Origin of the sequence: Halalkalibacter akibai JCM 9157 (assembly GCF_000513135.1) — a bacterium.
Classification (GTDB): Bacteria; Bacillota; Bacilli; order Bacillales; family Bacillaceae_D; genus Halalkalibacter; species Halalkalibacter akibai.
Window position 1 is genome coordinate 1 of record NZ_BAUV01000057.1, and the last position, 19,554, is coordinate 19,554.

Here is a 19,554-nt window from a genome sequence, read left to right on the forward strand (position 1 = left end):
TCGTTTGTTTGTCGCTGTTTTCCTCAGCAACATAAACTATCATAACATAATAATCATTTCTGCGCAACAACTTTTTTAAAACGTCATTTACGCACTCGCCAACAAAATAACTAATCGTCTGTGGCGACAAGAATTAATATATCACGAATAAAAATTCTACGCAAGCATTAATTTAAAATTAATTTTTGCGGCTAGATTTAATAATCTATCATAGTTCGACACACAAGTCAATAATCTCAGTAAGCCCCTGTAACCACCCGTAATTTATCTTTATTTTTTACAGGTAAGGAGTCTAACTCTTTTTATGTTCGCTCTCCTGCGGAAGCAATTCTTTTCTTATTTAAATCCCGACTACTTTAAAAACCCTGAGGTAATTTTCAAGAAATGTACAAAGATGTTAACGCAAATCCGCCCTCTACTTGCCAGCATATCAAAATCAATGTTCCGTACAAAAAAATAAACAGCCGGTTCATTTTTTATTCCACTAGTTGTATTAATCACACGGCCAAAGCCACGTTCCATCATCTTTGGAATTAGTCGATTACAGATGTAACAATGGAAATAAAGTTAATTCTGAAGCTCATCTCAAAATCTTCAATTGGTGTTTTCCAGTAATCTTCTCGATAAGCTATTTGTTTTTCGGTGGTAAGAACCCAAAAAGGGCATGAGTTCAATTTCAAACTCACGCCCAGAAAGTTGCTATTATTAATGATGCTAAAAAAAAATTTCGGCATTTTTGCTCTATTAAATGAAACGTTACCGTCCGATTTAGCGCTTGCCCTTACTCATGGTCGGGAAAAAAATCTCCTCAAGTGCAGCGTACGCATTCACGTAACCTGCTCCTACTTCCCAAGACTCACGCCCTGGCATATTGGTTGCTGTTCGTTGCAGAATGTCTTTTACTTCATCTGGTGATAACAATGGATCTGCTTCAAGCATTAATGCAACGATTCCAGCAACATGCGGGGTTGCCATCGATGTTCCACTCATTGATGCATAGTATGGCAAGTATGCTGGTTCAATTAATTCTGCATCTTTTTGAGCTGACACTGCAGATAACGGAGCAATTACTCTTGTTGAGATAATATCTACACCTGGTGCTGTGATCGTCGGCTCATCTTTCCATGTCCATTGTTTCCCGTCAACTGTAAACGTTCCGCCTTCTCCTTTTGTTCCTCTTGAAGAGAAGTTAGCAAGTGTTCCATCCTTCACTCCTGCTGCTACCGAGATAACCCATGGAGCTTTAGCATAAGGGTTGTGTGTATTTTCGGATGGCCCTGCATTTCCGGCTGCAAATAAGACAACGATTCCTCGGTCATAAGCTTTCTTACTCGCTACGTTAATGGGATGGTCTGGATGAAAATCACCTGAAGAGCCCCACGAATTCGTAATTACGCGAATGTCATATTTCCTTTGATTGGTGATCGCATAATCAAATCCGCCAATACCATCTAAGACCAATAACACACCACCAGATCCGTAACCGATTAAATCAGCTCCTGGAGCTACACCTTCATATTTCCCACCTGATTTTGCCCCTGTTCCACCAACCGTCCCTGCCACATGTGTCCCGTGTCCAGAGTTCGTATCGGTATTCACGACATTTTCCGTATACGTAATCGGAAGAAGTCCGCTTAGTGCGTTTAAGTTGGTTGTTGCTAATACATTTTGAACCAGGTTTGCACCAAATTTATGGTCATCATGAGTGCCATCAACACCACTATCGTTGATAACCACCCCTACTCCTTTACCTGATACAGGGAAGCCGCCATTTTTCTTACGCATTTGATCATCTGTGCGCACTTTGGTAACTCCAGTAATATCATTTGATTCTGCATTGTAAAACTCTAGCTCCGTATTTAAATAGATAGAACGTACCTCATCCTTCTTAGCTAATGCCTTTACTTGGTCACGAGTAGCAAGCACTCCGGCAATCGGTACATTTTTCATGAGCGAGGCTGATGTAATTCCAAGTGTTTCTAACAGTTTCACGTGGTCTTTCGTTGGTGCCGCATCCCCGTGAAAGGTAACAATTACCTCAACTAAACCAATTTCAGTCCCTAATAGTTTCTCAAGCTCCGGATCAATTGTTGTACTCAAGCTTTGTACTGTTTTTTGTAAGAGACCTCCTACTGCACTGGTCTGCGTGCCACTAACATAAAAAAATGGAGTCAACACAAGTAAAGCAATGAAACATTGCAACATTCTTCGCTTCATTTTTCTTATCTCCTTCGCTAGTAAATTGTTGAACTATCTTTATTATTAAGGATTTGTAGAGTTACGCCTATTCAGCAAAGGATATAATCTGAAGCACAAGCGTACTATCTTGAATCGTACAAAGGTTGTATCGGGTTGTAGTCTACCTTGTGATTTGAACTAGTACTTGGGCAAAAAGGTTGTTTTTATGGGGGAATCGTCCTCCGTATGTTCGTTTGCATTAGGTCCGGTTCACTTAGAGGAAAAACATCTACAGAGGGTATATATTATCTGTTAATTGATATGTGATTTAGTCTGTCTCGGACAGACTAAGAGATTGGTAAATTGTAGTGGAATTTTTCAGGAGTTGTTTTAACGTATTAAAATTGAGATAGATCAACCTTAGTATGAGGTATGGAGAGAGCCAATAAGCGGAAATTTTTCCGTTAGACTAGAGACTAGAGGCGGTTCGGAGGGATATAAGCGGAGTTTTTCCGATTAAGCAACGGAAAATTGCCCATTTTCACGTTTTTTGAGTTAATAGTCGGAATCTTTCCGTCTATTTAAGCTATTTTCAATGCTACTTCCTGATTAAGAGAATTTTCTCCGCTTATTTACTAAAATTCGAGTTAATGAACATGTACAAGCAGGAGCCTTAGGTTAAATGAAAAAGAAAGCTCGAGGGCAGTAAAATGCTCCTCAAGCTTTTTTGTTCTTATTTTTTCAATTGATATTATTTCAAATACGTTGCGTAGTATCTTGTCACTGCAACAGCATAATCACCGCGAGTGATGTGTTCTTCCGGCTTGAAGACGGCATGAACGGTTGGCTGCAAGTCAAAACGTCCTTGGCTGACAGAGAAGGTCGCATGTAAGATGTTTAAATCTAAAGCCAACTGAACATAGCCACGTAAATCAGCAGGAATTTGATCCGCATCTTCAATCTTTACGCGCTCATTTCGATACTGAACGGTCACGTCCCCTTTGTGACTTTGCGCTTTTTCTTGTAAACCTAAACTTTGAACGAGTGAATATGCAAGCTCAGCACGTGACACGGAACCATTTGGCTGAAAGCTCTCGCTGGCAGCTAAACGCATTACCCCATTATTGACATGATTCAGATCCTTGAGTGCGGCACCTTTGGCTGTCACCGCGTCAATATATGGATTGCCTGTCGTGGCACTTAGATATTGACGCACTCCCGTACCCATTACTAAAAACTCCGCTAATTCCGCTCTTGTTAACTTCCGGTCTGGTCGAAATTTGCCATTAGAATATCCGTCAATTAGACGATGAGTAACTCCTACTTGAATGGCTGCTTCTGCTGGATGATTCGCAATATCATCTATACCAGAAAATCCGCTTGCACGATTAAAGGTTACTTCCCCTTGAATCGTCTCTGGAAGCGAAAGACCGTTTAACCCATCTACTTTTACTGTCCATGTCCCTGGTGTAGGAGCTGGCACTTGAACTGTCCTAGTTGTTGACAGGGTGAACAGCACAGGAATTCCTGATGAAAATTCATTTCCTTCTGGGTCTACTAATGTCAGTCGAACCGTGTTCCCTGTTTCGCCTAATAACCCTTTGGCATCAATTTTGGCAATGAGTTCCGTTAATCCTTTTTCGACTTTAATTGTTTTATTTCCACCTAGTAATGGATTGTAATCAATCGTCATCGCCTCACGCTTTGTATCCATTTCGGCGTGAGCATGAAACGCTTTGTTCATGTTGACCGTTTGCCCGTACTTTTTTCCAGTTAGTGCTGCATCAACAGCTGCATAGGCACTCACATATCCAGCTCCTACTTCCCACGCTTGATAGCCAGGCATGTTGGTAGCTGTATTTTGTAAAATTTCCTTTACTTCTAAAGGGGATAACGTTGGGTCTGCTTCGAGAATTAGCGCGACAATTCCTGCTACATGTGGGGCAGCCATTGACGTTCCACTCATTGTTGTGTAATACGGAAGGTGAGCAGGCTCAATGAGTTCAGCATCTTTGTCTATACTTAAAGCAGTTGTCGGGGAAACAACACGGGTTGAGATAATGTCTTGACCTGGTGCTGTAACCGTTGGCCGATCCTCCCATGTCCATTCTTTTCCATCAACTGTTACCGTACCACCTTTTCCTTTTACACCGCGCGATGAGAAGTTCGTTAATGTTCCTTGCTTCGTACCCGCTGCTACTGTGATGACCCATGGTGCTTTTTTATAGTTACCTGTAATCGTTGAATCTCCTGGCCCTGAGTTTCCAGCAGAGAATACCGTCACAATCCCTCGATCGAATAATTTCTTGGTAGCCACGTTCACAGGGTGGTTTGGATCAAAATCCGTTCCGGCATCACTTGTTGCTCCCCATGAATTGGTAATCACACGAATATCATATTTCAGCTGATTCGTCAGCGCGTAATCAAAGCCACCAATTGTGTCTAAAATGGCGACACCTGCCCCAGAACCATAACCGATTAACCCAGCACCTGGTGCGACTCCTTCATGTAAGCCTCCTGATTTAGCCCCTGTGCCACCAACTGTGCCAGCTACATGTGTTCCGTGCCCAGAGCTATTATCCGTATTTGGAACACCTTCTACATACGTAATTGGCAACAACCCACTAAGCGCGTTTAAGTTGGTCGAAGCCAGGACATTTTGAACGAGGTGATCGCCAAACCTATGGTCGTCGTGCGTTCCATCTACACCACTGTCATTCACGACAACCGTTACACCTTTTCCTGACACAGGAAAACCACCGTTTTGCTTCTGCATATCCCCGTCCGTTCTAACTCGGTCCACACCTGTTAGCGCCGTTGCTTCCGCATTTTCAAACTCGACTTTGCTATTGTAGTACAATGAGCGAATGTTACTTTTTTTGCTTAATAGTTCTACTTGCTCTGCTGTTGCTAGTACGCCTGCGATCGGAAGGTTTTCGAGCGTTACGCCTGTAGTAATTCCGATCTCTTTTAGTAGATTAAGATGTTCGGTTGTTGGAGCACCGTCCCCTTCAAACGTGACAATCACCTCAACCGGTGCGGTTGCCTGTTCTAGTACCTTTTGTAATACGCCATCAATGACCGACAGCTTCGAAGCCGAAACAGATAAACTAAATCCTACAACCGAAAAGATTACGACGATTGCCATAAAAACAGATAGATGTCTTTTCACATGGAACTCCTCCTTTTATAATCTGAATAATAAAATTCTTATGTTAAGTATCTCTTTTTACTAGAAACAAAACTATTACTCAGAAGATATAAAAAAAAAGGCAGAAGTACTGTCACGTACTACTACCTATGTACTATGGTGTTGGCACAAGCTGATATTGTATCGCATGGATAACGGCCTGTGAGCGGCTCTTTACATTAATCTTCTTGAAAATTTTGCTTACGTGGATTTTAACGGTTTTGTCACTGATAAAAAGCTTTTCGGCTATTTCCTTATTACTTAGCCCTTGGACAAGACAGGCAAGCACTTCCTTCTCACGTTCAGACAGCTCTGTCTCTTTTGCTGTAGCGCTTTGCTGCTGATGAAAATTGAGAAGCTTCTTCGTCATCGATGGATGAATAACGGCCTCTCCTCTCATGACTGTTCGGATCGCTTCCACCACTTGATCAGAAGGGGCATCTTTTAACAGATACCCATCCGCTCCTTCTCGAATGGCTGACATGAAATATTCTTCATGGCTGTGCATCGTTAGCATTAAAATTTTGATCTCTTTAAAATCGTTTTTTAATTGGCGGGTGATCGCTACCCCATTTTGTTCTGGAAGGTTAATATCCATTATAATTACATCTGGCTTCAACTCCGGAACTAAGGTTAATGCCGCTTCTCCCGACTCTGCCTCTCCGATCACTGTAATATCATTTTCCATTTCAAAAATGCTTTTTAACCCGTCTCTTAACACCGTGTGGTCATCAACAATCATTACCGTAATCATATACACCTCTCCCTTCTTCTAAACACTTTGGAACTTGTAACATAATCACTGTGCCATTGCCAGGACTGCTTTCAATTTGAAGTGATGCCTCAATCTTTTTTGCTTCTTCGTTCATACTAATAATGCCAAAATGAGAGCCGTTTCGGGCTTTAATCATTGCGTCCATTAATGAAAATCCTTCGCCATTGTCTTTAATTTTCAATAGAACATGCTCCGTCTGATAGCTTAATAGCACTTCAATTTTTGTTGCTCGGGCATGCTTGATTACATTCTGCAAACTTTCCTGCAATGTATCAAACATTACTTTTTCCACTTCATTCTCTAAGATCACTGGTTTGCCTCGGACCTCAAAGGAAATCTTGACATTGTGTTCCTCTTCAATGATCGAAATTCGTTTATTGATGGCCTGTTTGAGACTGACATGCTCAGTCGGATAAGGACGCAAGGCATAGATCACCTCTCGGACCTCTTTCAAACTGTGGCGCAGCTTCTCCAAACTGTCCTCGATTGTTGCTAAGGAGCGTGCGGGATCTGTTTTCCATGTTCGTTTGACGGTTTCAAGCTTCATGATCCCACCTGCTAATGTTTGTGCGATCCCATCATGAATCTCTCTAGCAATGCGATTTCTTTCTTCTAATACCACTCGTTTTTCCTGTTCTGAGATTAATAGCCTTGTCTTCACCACGACCGCAAGCTGATTGGCTAATGCATTAATCAATTGACTATCTTCTTCATTGAAACTGTGGGTTCGGCTTCTGGCCACAATGAGCATCCCAACAAGCTCTTTTTCAATGTATAAAGGGGCATAGACTGAAGCTTTTAATCCTTTTTCAAAAAAAGACTCAGCTGGACTTGTCTCTTTTCGATGATCGGGAAAAATAGTTGGTTTAACGATGGAGTCGAGCTCCAAATCATTAGGGTCTAGCTGATTCTTTTTATTAATTCGGCCTTCTAGGAGCGCACTCTTCCATTCGCCTTCTTCTTTGATCCAAAGGATGGTCGCTTCTACATCTAGTAGCTCTTCAATTCCATGTTGCAAAGACTGAATCCAGTTCTTTGATGGTAGTCGCTTGTTTATTCGCTTCGTCATCAGAAACAGTGCCTTTAGGCGATTCTTTTCCTTACGAAGACGGGAATTGCTCGCACCTAATAAAGCAAGCCCGATCAGCGGAGAAAAGAAGAAAAAGAAGGAGAAGGCATCAATGATTCCTCGATTTTGTCCACCAAGAAAGTAAAGCAGGATCACATAAACTAACGAAAAGAAGAAACTTAACGCTTCTGAAACTGACTTCTTTTTCCATAAAACGAGCGGATAAGGCTGTGGTCGAATTAAAAGAACAATATCTACGATGGAGTTATTCATGATGTAAAAGAAAGACGTCACGAGAATAATTTCAATTAAAAAGGAAGAGATCGTTAGTTCATGTAGTACGGGAGATACCGCAAACACGAACCACATCAGTCCCTTTGCAGCTAGATAGCTTAAAACAAGCTGTGCGGGATTAAAGCAAACCACTCGAAGTGGACGTTTTTGAATTACATTGATCAGAAGGACAACGAGGGCATAGACAACGACCATCACTTCTAGTCCATAAACAAGATCAATTGTAAAAATAATCGGAAAACTCAGTGTAGTATAGCCTCTCCAGACCGGAAAAGGATAGAATTCCGTAACCCCTAAGAAGACAACCAACAAGAAAAAAATCATAAAATGATCACTGATTTCAAAAGCAAAGAGGCTTGTCACTACAGCTACGAACCCGAGAAGTGAAATGACAGCCATATAGACATTAGCTAATTTCTCTTTTTTCTGTAAGGTTTCTTGATTAATACTAACAGCCCCTTTCTAACTTATTTAACGTTATTATATTGAAAGACTATTGTAAATAGGACCCTAAAAAAAATCCGGCACTGGTCTAATGGCGGAACCACTAACCAATTACCGGTAAACGAATTGAATCGTCTTTTTTATTAAACTAAAAGATTAGGAAGATAGCAATTCCACCTAAGGTATATTCTTATAGTACTTTAGTTGTATTAACGAATAACTAGTAGCTTCAAAGCTACACTAGGTAATTATTTTAATGAAAACTAGTAACAGTACTTGCCACCACATATATTTTCCGATAAAAGGGTAGTTATCGCACCTAAAAAGCATGAGTCCAAGATCGAACTCATGCCCAGAGTATTGCAAGTAAAAAGTTACCTTTAAGCAGTTCACTCAACGTCTATACATCCATCGTTCTATTACGTTCCTTCCTCACAGCTCTTATCTGAGAAAACAACTCCTTTAAAGAGACAACTGCGATAAACAACATCCCTAACCCGCCCCAGATAAAAATAACCCAATAATAAATCGTAAAAGCCTCAAATGACATCATCTACATCAACCCCTAACCAATAGTTTTCACTTCATGTTCAGGTGTATAATCTTTTAATTTGCTGTAATCATAGGTTTGTTTGACAAACGGGAGAGAAGCTAAGATGATGACAAATGGTAAGCCCAATGCAAGAATGTTTCCAACAAACCAGTTCAGCTCATCATCTGCTATCATAAAGTAAGCTAGCAAACCTGCAACTAAGCCGACAACCATGGAAAGAAACGCGACTTTTGCATTGAGTTTTGGTAACCATAATCCCAAGATTAGTGAAGCCGTAGGTGCTGCAAATAAGATCCCACTAAAAATATCAATTTCTAAAAGCGATACGCCATCAAGTATCATCGCACTTACACCAATAACAACCCCACAAAGCAGAGTAATGTATTTTCCGAAACTAGCCTGCTGTTTCTCTGTCGATGTTTTGTTAATGTATCTCTTATAAAAGTCAATCGTAAACATCGCTTGAACACCAGCTAACCCGTTCCCACCAGTTGTTAAACCTGCCATAAATATCAGAATAACGAACAATACGGATCCATAACTTCCTAAGAAGTAATTGAAGATATACGGTGCTGCTCCTGTTGCAACAGCCAATTCATCAGCGGAGACATTAAGTGCAAAGACGCTTCCGCCAATTACATTTCCAAAGATAATGGGAATTGGCAACCAAGCAACAATCGTTCCAATTAAATAAGCCCAAAATAAATTCCGAGAACTAGCAGAAGCCTGGGCCGTAGAGTAATATCCTTGACTTAAAACAACCTGCCCCATAGCAATCACAACAGCTGCCATCCCGTACCGAAGTCCTGAAGGTGCAAAGAAGTTTAAAGCATCTGGATTGTAGTTAGGGTTCGTTGGATCGGTTGCTGCACTATGAAGACCTTGATAAATCGTCTCAAGTCCAATTTCTTTAATAATAAAAGGAACGGTTATAAAAACGACTAGCATAATAACGAAAAACTGAAAAAGTGAATTATAAATAGAGCCTCTAAGTCCTGCAATAGCAATGAAACCGGCAAATAAAATCGAACAAACGAAGGCAATAAATTTATAATTGATTCCAAACGCATACTCAAATGAATAAGCAATTCCAACAGCCTGCATCACACACACATAAAGAACCAACGCCACACCAAAGACAAAAAAGACATTTGCTAGTTTTGTCCCATAACGTTCTCTTACAAATTCAATAAAAGTTGTCGTTTTAGGCATGATTTTTCGCAAACGCAAAGCAATCGGAATAAAAACTAAAAACGGAACAATCGCTCCCCATCCGTAGTTAAACCCACCACTAATCCCAAACCATACACCCGCTTCCGCAGACGCCATAATGGTTCCCGTCCATACCCATGCGACAAAGACACTAGCAGCAACAAAGCCAAAAGGAACTCGTCTTCCCGCCGTTAAGAGTTCATCCACATTTCCTAACGCATTTCTCTTATGGATTCGTAATGCTATCCCTATTAAAATAACAGTAAATAACACCAAAATGAGATACCCTAAGCCAGCATTCATAGACAACCTCCTTATATTTGAAAATTCTGATATTATTATTTAAAAAAATTATGGGTGCTTCGTTAATTCTTTGTAGCTACTCGGTTTACGGTCTTTATGATAACAAAAACCTGTTCTAGCCTTTGAAATCAATTGAAGATCCATTTCAACTAAATAACTTGATTCCGTCTGATCCCCTAAGACAAGCAATCTTCCAAAAGGATTCGCTGCAGCACTTTCACCAAAGAAATACGTTGATTCCTCCAAACCAATTTGATTCGTAGTAGCCACAAAAACTTGATTCTCAGCTGCTCTACTTTGTATATAAATCTGCTGTGAATGTTCAAGTGGAGACATATTAGCAGTTGGAGCTAAGATAATTTCTGCACCCTTTAATGCCAATGTTCTTGCCACTTCAGGAAATTCTGAATCATAACAAATCATCAACGATCTTACCAATATCAGTCTCCCACACATAATAATTTTCCCCAGCCGAGAAATATTTGCCCTCTTCATCCCACAAGTGGACTTTCTGATATGCCCCAATAACCGACCCATCAGAATCAACCATACAAGCAGAATTATAAACATTCCCATCCTTCTTTTCAGGAAAACCAAAAACTGTTTTCAATTGATACTTTTTTGCCCACTGACAAATTTGCTTTATACTTTTTCCATCCTCAATCGATTCAGCCAATTCTACAGTTTTGTCCCTTGTAAAATAACCAGTTAAGGACAGTTCCGGAAACAAAATTAAATCTGCTCCCTTTTCTGAAGCTTCTTTCATATACGTTTCGAATAAAATTAGATTGGCCTTCTTATCATGTAAAACAGGTGTTATTTGTGCTAATAAGATTTTCGGCATTTCGGCCTCCCCTCGACGAGTTCGTCAATTCTTTTATGTAATAAAAGGACAGCTAGTATAATGCCCTATACTCCTGGCTTTTGGGTAAATGTGAAATCATTGTACACACTAAAAACTTATGCTTCTTTTATTTTTTATAGTACTAGTAGGACTGGGGATAATTTCTCTTTTGTAGACAAGATTATCATTCAATGCTTTTTATATCAGTAGGGCTGTAAGATATAGTCACACTGATATTTTAAGAGGACTAGATAAAAATATCTAGTCCCTCGTTCTAACTCTTAAATAATGTTTAACTAGTTCATGTTTTATTTATTGATCTACCAATGAAATAAAATATGAGAGAACTAGGTTAGTGAAGATATTTGCTGATAAGTTAATGTACTTAAAAGTCAGAACTCTAAAACAATTAAAAAAGACACTTATCAGTGAGTGTCTTCTTCTTCAGATATTTCAGATCCAGCAGTACGACTTTGAATAAATTCCAATTCTTCTTGTGGCGACAATAAACCTTTTGCTTTTCCAACCGTTCCTCTTTGAAGGTGCCACACATAGTTATGGTCTTTATCAGCTTGACTGAAATCTCCTTCTTGCCAGCGATACAAAATATCTAAGTAGCGTTCTCGATATTTATAGTCATTCGCTTCAACAATTTCAACCATTCTGTCCACTCGTTCCGGAGTCATAAGGATGAACGACCATTTAACTTTTGCTCGAACTTTCTGATGACTCATTGCATGAATAACATATAAAACTTCTTCTTCATTCATTGTCATAGAAAATTCATCTTCAGGTGATGGTAAATTTTCTACTAACACATGGTCTGCTTCAAGTTCATATTCAATTTCTTTGACAGACTCCCCTTCTTCAACAATTTCAATTGATCCTTCTTCATTATGTAAAATGTTATATATATAAATTCCAGTAGCAATCGCAACAACTGCAATAATTGTAATAACCATACTCTTTTTCATGTTCAAAAGCTCCTTATCTACTTCTCCCTGTTAACCTCGCAGCATTTCCTCAAGCACATCAACCGACTTACTATCTATTAACTTAAATTTTGGCAACAGTGCATATGCTTTCTGGTGTTCTACTTCAAACGCAACTGATTCTAAATCTTTAAGCATGTCCATTTCATCAATGTAAAATTCTAATGTTCTCATTGCTAGATATGTGCCTTCGGTCTCGCTTTGGAAGAATAGCTTCATCAAAACTCCTATAGCATCTGATATGTATTTGCTTCTCATGTTATCGCTCCTTTTAATGTCTTAGTTACATTGTAGAATGAAGCGTGTCTAGTTACTAGAGTGAAATGGTAGTTTTCACCAAATAAAGTCTTGATGACAATGCTAAACGTATCCCGTCAACCAATTCCTACAAAACAAAAAAACTCACAAACATTGTATCAACATTTGTGAGAATCAGCACAGGGACTTACGCTGATGCAATGGTATTATTGTCTTCTTGTCCTTTAAAGAAAAGTTGATCAAGTGATAGCATTTTACTACCATTCAATACTAGGTAAACAGCCATAACGAGTAATACAAGATCATAAGCGTACCCGTCTAGAAATCCTGCAGCTAATTTTACCGTAAAAATAGCCCCAACCATAATAAGCCCTATTAATGCAGAAACAATTCGTGTTCCAAGTCCGAGGATTAAAGCAATCCCACCAACTAATTCAATGATTGCCACAACATAAGCAAGTGCTCCAGGTAACCCTATACTATCAAACCAACCAGCTATATTTTCGATGCCACCTTGAAATTTAGCAGCTCCATGAGCCAAAAATACAATCCCTAACACTAGACGTAATAAAAATGGTCCAATCTCATTTTTGTTTATCATAATCTTTTTTTCCTCCAATTTTTCAAAAAAATGTGTTTAGTTATATTAGCTTAGTAATCTCCCCTAGTTATTTAGCCACTAAGCGTATTCGATTTCCTGAAGGATCTGTCACCATTGTAAAACCATTTTCTTCCGTGACAGAAGCGCCAATCTCTTTTAACTGGGTGATCATTTTATTCTTCTTCTCCACACTTGAGATCATTAGAGTAAACGATTCAAGTCCAACGCTATTAGCTGGCGGCGTGGGTGCACCTACGCCATTCCAGGTATTCAAGCCAATATGATGATGGTAGTTACCATCTGAAATAAAGAGTGCCTGAGAGCCGAAACGGCTTACGACTTCAAAACCAAGTCCCTTCGTGTAGAACTCTTCTGTGCTATTCATATCCGAGACATGCAAATGAATATGCCCCATAACTGTCTCAGCAGGTAGACCTTTCCATGACTGTTGATTCGCAACAGATAGGAGGTCAGGGAAATTCAATGGATCGACTGTCATTGCTACCTCGCCATTTTTCCAAATCCATTCAGAAGCGCCTCGGTCCACGTAGATTTCAATTCCATTTCCATCTGGGTCAGAGAAATACAGCGCTTCGCTTACAAGATGGTCAGAGGAACCGAACCGCAATCCAATTTCCGTAAAATACGCGACAATGTTAGCTAAATCCGTTCTCTTAGGTAGAAGGAGTGCAAAATGATATAATCCCGTCGTTCTTTCTTGTTTCGGGATGATATTATCTAGTTGTTCTACTGATAATAAAGCGGTTGTTCCATCCGCACTGAAGATTGCGGAGTTTGCCGTTTGATCTAACACCTTAAAGCCAATGACGTCTTTATAAAAAGCGATAGAACGTTCTAATTTTTGTACCTTTAGATTTACTTGACCTACAAAGGTGATAGGTTCACGATGGAAATTCATTTTAAATACCCCCTGACGATTTAATAGTTATCTACAAAACTTATTAGTTAGTTACTTTATGTAAGTAAGTATATTATTACAACTTATTTTAGTCAAGTAACTATATAATAGAAAGTAATTTATTTATTTTTTAAAACAGTCTATAATAACAGTAGGTAAGGAGTTGATTTATATGGATAAGTCGATTTGCCCCAGATTCGAGAAATCGATGGGTCTTTTAAGCCAAAGGTGGACAGGGTTAATTATCTACCAGCTTCTATCTGGTCCACAGCGTTTTTGCAGTATAGAATCATCCATCGGTGTTAGTGGCAGGGTCCTATCAGAAAGGTTAAAAGATCTTGAACACGAAGGTATCGTTAAAAGAAACGTTTTCCCGGAAACTCCAGTTAGAATTGAGTATTCATTGACTGAAAAAGGCATTGCCCTTGAACCTCTCATGCGAGAGATTGAACAATGGTCACAAAACTGGTTAGAAGCATAAAAGAACGCCTATATAACCGTCCACTATTTATATTTAGAGTTAGGTAAGACATACAGTTTGATATGAAAAAGAGGCTGGGACAAAACCGTTTTTAAATACGAACGAAAAAGGATGGTTACAGCGTAGCAGTCGCTCCGGAAATACACTTCGCTTTCCGCGGGCGGCTGGTGAGCCTCCTCGTGCTTTCGCACTGCGGGGTCTCACCCTTGCCTTCATCCCGCAGGAGTCTACGTATATTTCCTCCGCTAAGGTTCTCCATCGTTCGTATGCTCATTAAAACACTTTCGTTTTGTCCTAGCCTCATCTTTTATATCAGAAGAGATCTTTCTCGTTTTTTATATACTATCGGTGACAGACTGCTACATCTTCCTACCCCTTTAAATCATACTGGTATGTATTATAATGTAATATTTGCACGTCTACTTTTACTTCTTTGAGTGCCTCCTTGTCCAAATAGAACTCTTCTGAATCCATTAATTTGCGGAATTGCTTAGGGTGTTGTCTGAACCAATTTTCTCCTACATTCAAAAGGTCTAGATTACTTGATATTCCTTCCATGTAAATGGCTTCTACATTTGCCTTTATATCTTCTTCCACTAGTTTTCTTAATTTTTCTACGGGGATATCACTCAGTTTCTCTAATAACTCTACACTAGTAGAAATCTCCATTGTGCCAATAGGCATAGACGTATCTTTATCATATTTTATTTTTACTTTTGGTTTAGCTAGTTTCACTACAGCCAACAATTCACCGTTTTCTTCCACTCTTTGATTAATAGAAATTTTTCTTTCCACTAACCAATTAAGATACACAGATTGTTGAAGAGGAAGGTTTTTGATAAATTGCTGCTGTTGAAATGCACTATACCCATTAAAATAAAGAACGGGAAATTTCTTATCAGCGATCCAACTATCTTGGTCAATTTTCACTGAAGGAATCTTAGCTACCCCCATTGGTTCATAATAAACTCGTAAAAAATTCATTAAAGAAGTAGGTACTAATTCATCTTGTGCTAAACCTCCTTTTTTTTCTCTAAATAACACGGTATAAATGGCTGGATAATTAAACAATGCTTCCATGTTAAAAATTTCTTCTATGTCTTCTTCTGTTGTGACAACATGAAGCGTAGGTCGTAAAGAGCGATTTCTACCTATCTCCTCCAACACTTCTCGAGATTTATTTTCGACTAAAGGCTGCGATAATACTAGTGTACTGACATGGCCAAAGTAAAGTGGAGGTTCTGAAACCTTATAAAGCTCTCTTACAGCTAAATTTAATGTTTCAGCGGAGGCATGAGCTACAAAGTTTGGGATATCTTCCGTAGGCTTTCCCCCCTCAAGCTTTGCAACATTTGCAAAGTTAATCCCTTGCAAATAAACAGTATATTCCTCCTTTTCTTCTTCGTAATCCATACCAATTGACACGATATAGGTCAGATCTTGGATGTTCTTTAACCCAACACATCCAGTCATCAGTAACAGACAAACTATTACAAGACACTGTAGCATTCTCTTCATGATTGATTACCCCTAGTAGGATCCTCTGGACTTGTCATGGAAGTTCTTGATTTATAAAATTGTATAGGGACTCGCAAAAATGATCTTATTGATTCTCTCAAGCTAATAGGAGCAAGAGAACCTAAGTATGGGACACCAAAAGTGGAAAGGGTAGAAAAGTAAATGATCAACAAAATAAATGCTAGTGTCACACCAAATAACCCAAAAAATGTGCTCAATAATAAAACGCCAAACCGTACAACGGTTATAGCTGTGCTCAATGATTGGCTCACTAGTGTGAACGAGGAAATATAAGTTACGGCAGCAACAACTAACATGGTAGGTGAGGTTAATCCAGCACGAATTGCAGCATCCCCCACTATTAATCCACCGAGCACCGCAACCGTCTGCCCAATGGCTCTTGGCAAGCGGACTCCCGCTTCATTAAATAATTCAAACAAAAAGAGGATGATAAACATTTCAACCGGCGCTGAAAAAGGTAAGCCAAATCGCGAAACTGAAATGGTCGCGAGCAGTAAGTAAGGAATTTGTTCGATGTTAAAAGCTGAAAATGCAATCCAAACACCAGGTAAAAAGGTAGCTATTATAATTCCCATCACTCTAATTACCCGTTCAACTGTTACATACGCAAAATTAACGTATGTATCTTCTGGTGATTTGGTTTGAAGTAATAAATGGACTGGAGCAAACGAAACAGTAGGATTTCCATCTACAAATATGGCAAATCTCCCTTGGTTCAATACTTGAACAACATAATCAGGTCTTCCTGTGAAATCCATACTTGGAAAAATAGAAAAGGGGTTATCTCGAACCGTAGATTCTAATTCATAAGCGCTTGTTAAAGTATCTAGTTCTACATTATTTAATCTATTTTGAACCTCTTTTAATACTTTTTTATCTATTACATCTTCCAAATACATAAGCGCAACTTTAGTTTTACTACGCTTTCCAATTGTATATTTTTCTAAGCTTAACGAAGGAGTATTTATTCGTCTTCTAACTAGCGATATATTTGTCTTTAAATCTTCTACAAAACCATCTTTTGGCCCTCTTATAGAGGTTTCCAAGGCAGACTCTTCTGGTTGTCGTTTTGGAAAATCAGCAGATTTGAGACTTAACAACCCATCTTTCGTATGAAATAAAATGCTTCCTTCTAACAGTATGGAAGATAAATCTTCTTCGTTTCGATCCGTCATTTCCTCCACTATAAAAAGAGATTCTAACCTACTATATACGGAAGTACTTGTTTCCAAACAAAGCTTTGGTAAAATAGATTGATTTAAAAACTGAACGTCTATAATGGTTTCAATATAAATCATTTGGTAGCTATCCACTTCCATTTGATGCTCCACGCAAACGAAATCCTGACTTTTAGAAAAAAGGGATTTTAATTTACTTACTTTTTCTATAAGTTCCTCTTTATATGGAGGGTTGTTTTTTGGCGTTTTCATTTTGTTTTTCATCCCTTTTTCTCAAAACGAATAGTATGATTGCTGATAGTAGTATTTGAGTGGCGAAGAAAATCATACAACCAGGTAAAAAGTAGTTATGAATAAATCGATAGAAAAAAAAGGTTTCTACATTTATAAGCACCAATCCTAATAGGGCGAAATAGATGATCGCAACTGCTCTAACACTTACACGGTAATGCTTTTTTTTGGAAGTAAAGAAATTTGCCAACAGGTAGAGGAATAAAGCTATTCTAATTATTGCCCCACTTAACCACTGATAGAGGGCCAGAAAATCTAAATGACTAATATAATCACCAATTTGTAAAACTCTCCATTGCTCATATGCAGGGTAACGAAAATTGGTAGCCTCTGTAGGTCCAAATTCCATAATCGCTGCAGTTAGTGGTCCTAAAGTTAGTATGTAAAGAATTAGCACTAGTAACACCAACTGATAAAATTTTATTGGCTTTTGAGAAAAGGGTTGAAGCAATACAACCACATAGATTTCTAGGATACCTGCTAATGAATACATAACTCCTTTCCAAACAGGTAAAGATCCATCTGCAAATAGAGGAAATAAAAGACTAGGGTCTTTTAAAGTTGTGTTCGTAAGTGCTATAAAAATACCTAAAATCATTACAATAGGAAGAATAAGTCCACTTGCAATCGCCATACTCTTAAGTCCTATAAGTGTTACGATAAAACAAACCGACAGTAAAATGATATTAATTATTAGTAAAGGCGCATCTGCTAAGAAATAGGCACTTAACCAAATGATTAAATCTCTAAACGTAACATAAGACGCTATGAATAAATAAACAATAACAGGTATGGACAAAGTAAAGGCAAAAATCCGCCCTACTCTCTTTTCAACATATGAAAAAAAACCTTCCAGCGGGCAATTCTTCACAATTAGGTAAATTACCCAAGCGAAAAATAGAGATAAAGGGAAAGACAAAATAACAGCAATCCAACTATCTCTTCCAGAAGCTTCTAATAAGTTTGGAATTAAGATGACATGGTTTAATAAACCGGTTGAAAGAATAACTAATAGAAATAATTGTCGTGGAATTAGAATTTTGATTATACTTTGCATAGGCGTCTCCCGACTAACTTTATAGTTAATAGGATGAGCAAAGTTTTCCAAAAGTATGTATGTGAGCATGAACATGGTAGGATTAGGCTGTATCTTCTCAATCCTTACTACTAGATTACCAGGTAAAACCATACCTTGAGAGTGTGATATATGTGTAATGGAGGTTTTTAAGAGAACCCTGAAGACAACGGTGTAATTAGAGGAATGTTATTAATACTTTATCCAATTTAATCAAAAAAAAACTCACAAACATTGATAAATCAACATTTGTGAGTTTCTATTAATTTAAAAGTAATGTCGTTTTTTAAAATAATACCGATGGTCGGGGTCGAACCGACACTCCAGAAGGAACACGATTTTGAGTCGTGCGCGTCTGCCAATTCCGCCACATCGGCAAAATAAATGGCGCGCCCTGAGAGATTCGAACTCCCGACCTTTTGATTCGTAGTCAAACACTCTATCCAGCTGAGCTAAGGGCGCATAAGATTCTATTAACACTTTCATTAGTAGAAATAAGAAAGTGCCGAGGGCCGGACTTGAACCGGCACGGTAGTCACCTACCGCAGGATTTTAAGTCCTGTGTGTCTGCCAATTCCACCACCCCGGCACGGCAGAAATATCTGGAGGCGGCAACCGGATTTGAACCGGTGAATAAAGGTTTTGCAGACCTTGGCCTTACCACTTGGCTATGCCGCCAGATATTATATAAAAATGGAGCGGAAGACGAGATTCGAACTCGCGACCCCCACCTTGGCAAGGTGGTGTTCTACCACTGAACTACTTCCGCGTTGGCTGGGCTAGCAGGATTCGAACCTACGCATGACGGAATCAAAATCCGTTGCCTTACCGCTTGGCGATAGCCCAACGCAAAAAATATAATTTAAATGGGGCGACTGATGGGAATTGAACCCACGAATGCCGGAATCACAATCCGGTGCGTTAACCACTTCGCCACAATCGCCATTATATAAGAAATTGGCAGGGGTAGTAGGAATTGAACCCACACCGAAGGTTTTGGAGACCTTTGTTCTACCTTTAAACTATACCCCTAAAATAAATGGTGGAGGGGGACGGATTCGAACCGCCGAACCCGGAGGGAGCGGATTTACAGTCCGCCGCGTTTAGCCACTTCGCTACCCCTCCACGAAAATACAATACCTATCATACAAAACAAATTCTGTATTGTCAATATAAATATTGACTAGGCAAGTATAAAAGAGTGCCGGCCAGAGGACTTGAACCCCCAACCTACTGATTACAAGTCAGTTGCTCTACCAATTGAGCTAGGCCGGCATAAATGGTGGCTCAGGACGGAATCGAACCGCCGACACATGGATTTTCAGTCCATTGCTCTACCGACTGAGCTACTGAGCCAC

Annotated in this window: 14 protein-coding genes, 11 tRNA genes and 1 pseudogene; 1 reads left to right on the plus strand and 25 read right to left on the minus strand. The window is 39.2% G+C overall.

Features of this window, described 5'->3' with window-relative positions:
* Positions 1-768 precede the first annotated feature (768 nt).
* From JCM9157_RS20070 to JCM9157_RS20115, 11 genes and pseudogenes are all read right to left on the minus strand, one after another.
* Positions 769-2,217, minus strand: coding sequence for a S8 family serine peptidase (locus JCM9157_RS20070; RefSeq protein ID WP_035667613.1), 1,449 nt, complete (start codon positions 2,215-2,217; stop codon positions 769-771).
* Between the two features lie 712 nt (positions 2,218-2,929).
* Positions 2,930-5,350 carry a S8 family serine peptidase gene (locus JCM9157_RS20075; protein ID WP_235715058.1) on the minus strand — a complete coding sequence of 807 codons (2,421 nt, stop codon included), beginning with the start codon at positions 5,348-5,350 and terminating at the stop codon, positions 2,930-2,932.
* A gap of 133 nt (positions 5,351-5,483) precedes the next feature.
* Complete coding sequence (locus tag JCM9157_RS20080; RefSeq protein ID WP_035667616.1) at positions 5,484-6,122, minus strand: response regulator; 639 nt, start codon at positions 6,120-6,122, stop codon at positions 5,484-5,486.
* Positions 6,100-7,905: a GAF domain-containing sensor histidine kinase gene (locus JCM9157_RS20085; protein ID WP_052013282.1), complete on the minus strand. Its 1,806-nt coding sequence runs from the start codon at positions 7,903-7,905 to the stop codon at positions 6,100-6,102. The genes JCM9157_RS20080 and JCM9157_RS20085 overlap by 23 nt, the downstream gene beginning before the upstream one ends.
* A 445-nt stretch (positions 7,906-8,350) precedes the next feature.
* On the minus strand, positions 8,351-8,503 hold the full coding sequence (locus JCM9157_RS24750) for a hypothetical protein (RefSeq protein ID WP_156321510.1): 153 nt from the start codon (positions 8,501-8,503) through the stop codon (positions 8,351-8,353).
* A gap of 12 nt (positions 8,504-8,515) precedes the next feature.
* Positions 8,516-10,018 carry a sodium:solute symporter family transporter gene (locus tag JCM9157_RS20090; protein ID WP_035667622.1) on the minus strand — a complete coding sequence of 501 codons (1,503 nt, stop codon included), beginning with the start codon at positions 10,016-10,018 and terminating at the stop codon, positions 8,516-8,518.
* Positions 10,019-10,066: 48 nt separating this feature from the next.
* Positions 10,067-10,862, minus strand: a pseudogene (locus tag JCM9157_RS26155) (carbon-nitrogen hydrolase family protein).
* Positions 10,863-11,287: 425 nt separating this feature from the next.
* On the minus strand, positions 11,288-11,836 hold the full coding sequence (locus JCM9157_RS20100) for a DUF6241 domain-containing protein (protein WP_052013285.1): 549 nt from the start codon (positions 11,834-11,836) through the stop codon (positions 11,288-11,290).
* A gap of 30 nt (positions 11,837-11,866) precedes the next feature.
* Complete coding sequence (locus JCM9157_RS20105) at positions 11,867-12,112, minus strand: hypothetical protein (protein ID WP_035667625.1); 246 nt, start codon at positions 12,110-12,112, stop codon at positions 11,867-11,869.
* Positions 12,113-12,299: 187 nt separating this feature from the next.
* A complete protein-coding gene (locus tag JCM9157_RS20110; RefSeq protein WP_035667627.1) occupies positions 12,300-12,713 on the minus strand; it encodes a DoxX family protein in 414 nt (137 codons plus the stop codon).
* 67 nt (positions 12,714-12,780) lie between these two features.
* Positions 12,781-13,632 carry a VOC family protein gene (locus tag JCM9157_RS20115; protein WP_035667629.1) on the minus strand — a complete coding sequence of 284 codons (852 nt, stop codon included), beginning with the start codon at positions 13,630-13,632 and terminating at the stop codon, positions 12,781-12,783.
* A 172-nt stretch (positions 13,633-13,804) separates the two neighbouring features.
* On the opposite strand from JCM9157_RS20115, the gene JCM9157_RS20120 reads away from it, so the two are divergent.
* Positions 13,805-14,113: a winged helix-turn-helix transcriptional regulator gene (locus tag JCM9157_RS20120; protein ID WP_035667631.1), complete on the plus strand. Its 309-nt coding sequence runs from the start codon at positions 13,805-13,807 to the stop codon at positions 14,111-14,113.
* Positions 14,114-14,482: 369 nt separating this feature from the next.
* On the opposite strand, the gene JCM9157_RS20125 is transcribed toward JCM9157_RS20120, so the two are convergent.
* The 14 genes from JCM9157_RS20125 to JCM9157_RS20190 all read right to left on the minus strand — a co-directional run bounded on the left by JCM9157_RS20125 (position 14,483) and on the right by JCM9157_RS20190 (position 19,552).
* Complete coding sequence (locus JCM9157_RS20125; protein WP_035667633.1) at positions 14,483-15,631, minus strand: Ger(x)C family spore germination protein; 1,149 nt, start codon at positions 15,629-15,631, stop codon at positions 14,483-14,485.
* Positions 15,628-17,082, minus strand: a complete 1,455-nt coding sequence (locus JCM9157_RS20130; protein ID WP_081734266.1) for a spore germination protein — start codon at positions 17,080-17,082, stop codon at positions 15,628-15,630. Before JCM9157_RS20130 ends, JCM9157_RS20125 begins: the two co-directional genes overlap by 4 nt.
* A complete protein-coding gene (locus JCM9157_RS20135; RefSeq protein ID WP_035667637.1) occupies positions 17,051-18,178 on the minus strand; it encodes an endospore germination permease in 1,128 nt (375 codons plus the stop codon). Before JCM9157_RS20135 ends, JCM9157_RS20130 begins: the two co-directional genes overlap by 32 nt.
* A gap of 313 nt (positions 18,179-18,491) precedes the next feature.
* A tRNA-Leu gene (locus JCM9157_RS20140) sits at positions 18,492-18,573 on the minus strand.
* 8 nt (positions 18,574-18,581) lie between these two features.
* Positions 18,582-18,658: transfer RNA gene (locus JCM9157_RS20145), tRNA-Arg, on the minus strand.
* Between the two features lie 41 nt (positions 18,659-18,699).
* Positions 18,700-18,785, minus strand: a tRNA-Leu gene (locus JCM9157_RS20150).
* A 14-nt stretch (positions 18,786-18,799) separates the two neighbouring features.
* A tRNA-Cys gene (locus JCM9157_RS20155) sits at positions 18,800-18,874 on the minus strand.
* A 16-nt stretch (positions 18,875-18,890) separates the two neighbouring features.
* Positions 18,891-18,965 (minus strand) — tRNA-Gly (locus JCM9157_RS20160).
* 2 nt (positions 18,966-18,967) lie between these two features.
* A tRNA-Gln gene (locus JCM9157_RS20165) sits at positions 18,968-19,042 on the minus strand.
* Between the two features lie 21 nt (positions 19,043-19,063).
* A tRNA-His gene (locus JCM9157_RS20170) sits at positions 19,064-19,139 on the minus strand.
* A 15-nt stretch (positions 19,140-19,154) separates the two neighbouring features.
* Positions 19,155-19,228 (minus strand) — tRNA-Trp (locus JCM9157_RS20175).
* A gap of 8 nt (positions 19,229-19,236) precedes the next feature.
* A tRNA-Tyr gene (locus JCM9157_RS20180) sits at positions 19,237-19,321 on the minus strand.
* Between the two features lie 77 nt (positions 19,322-19,398).
* Positions 19,399-19,471 (minus strand) — tRNA-Thr (locus tag JCM9157_RS20185).
* 5 nt (positions 19,472-19,476) lie between these two features.
* Positions 19,477-19,552: transfer RNA gene (locus tag JCM9157_RS20190), tRNA-Phe, on the minus strand.
* Positions 19,553-19,554 lie beyond the last annotated feature (2 nt).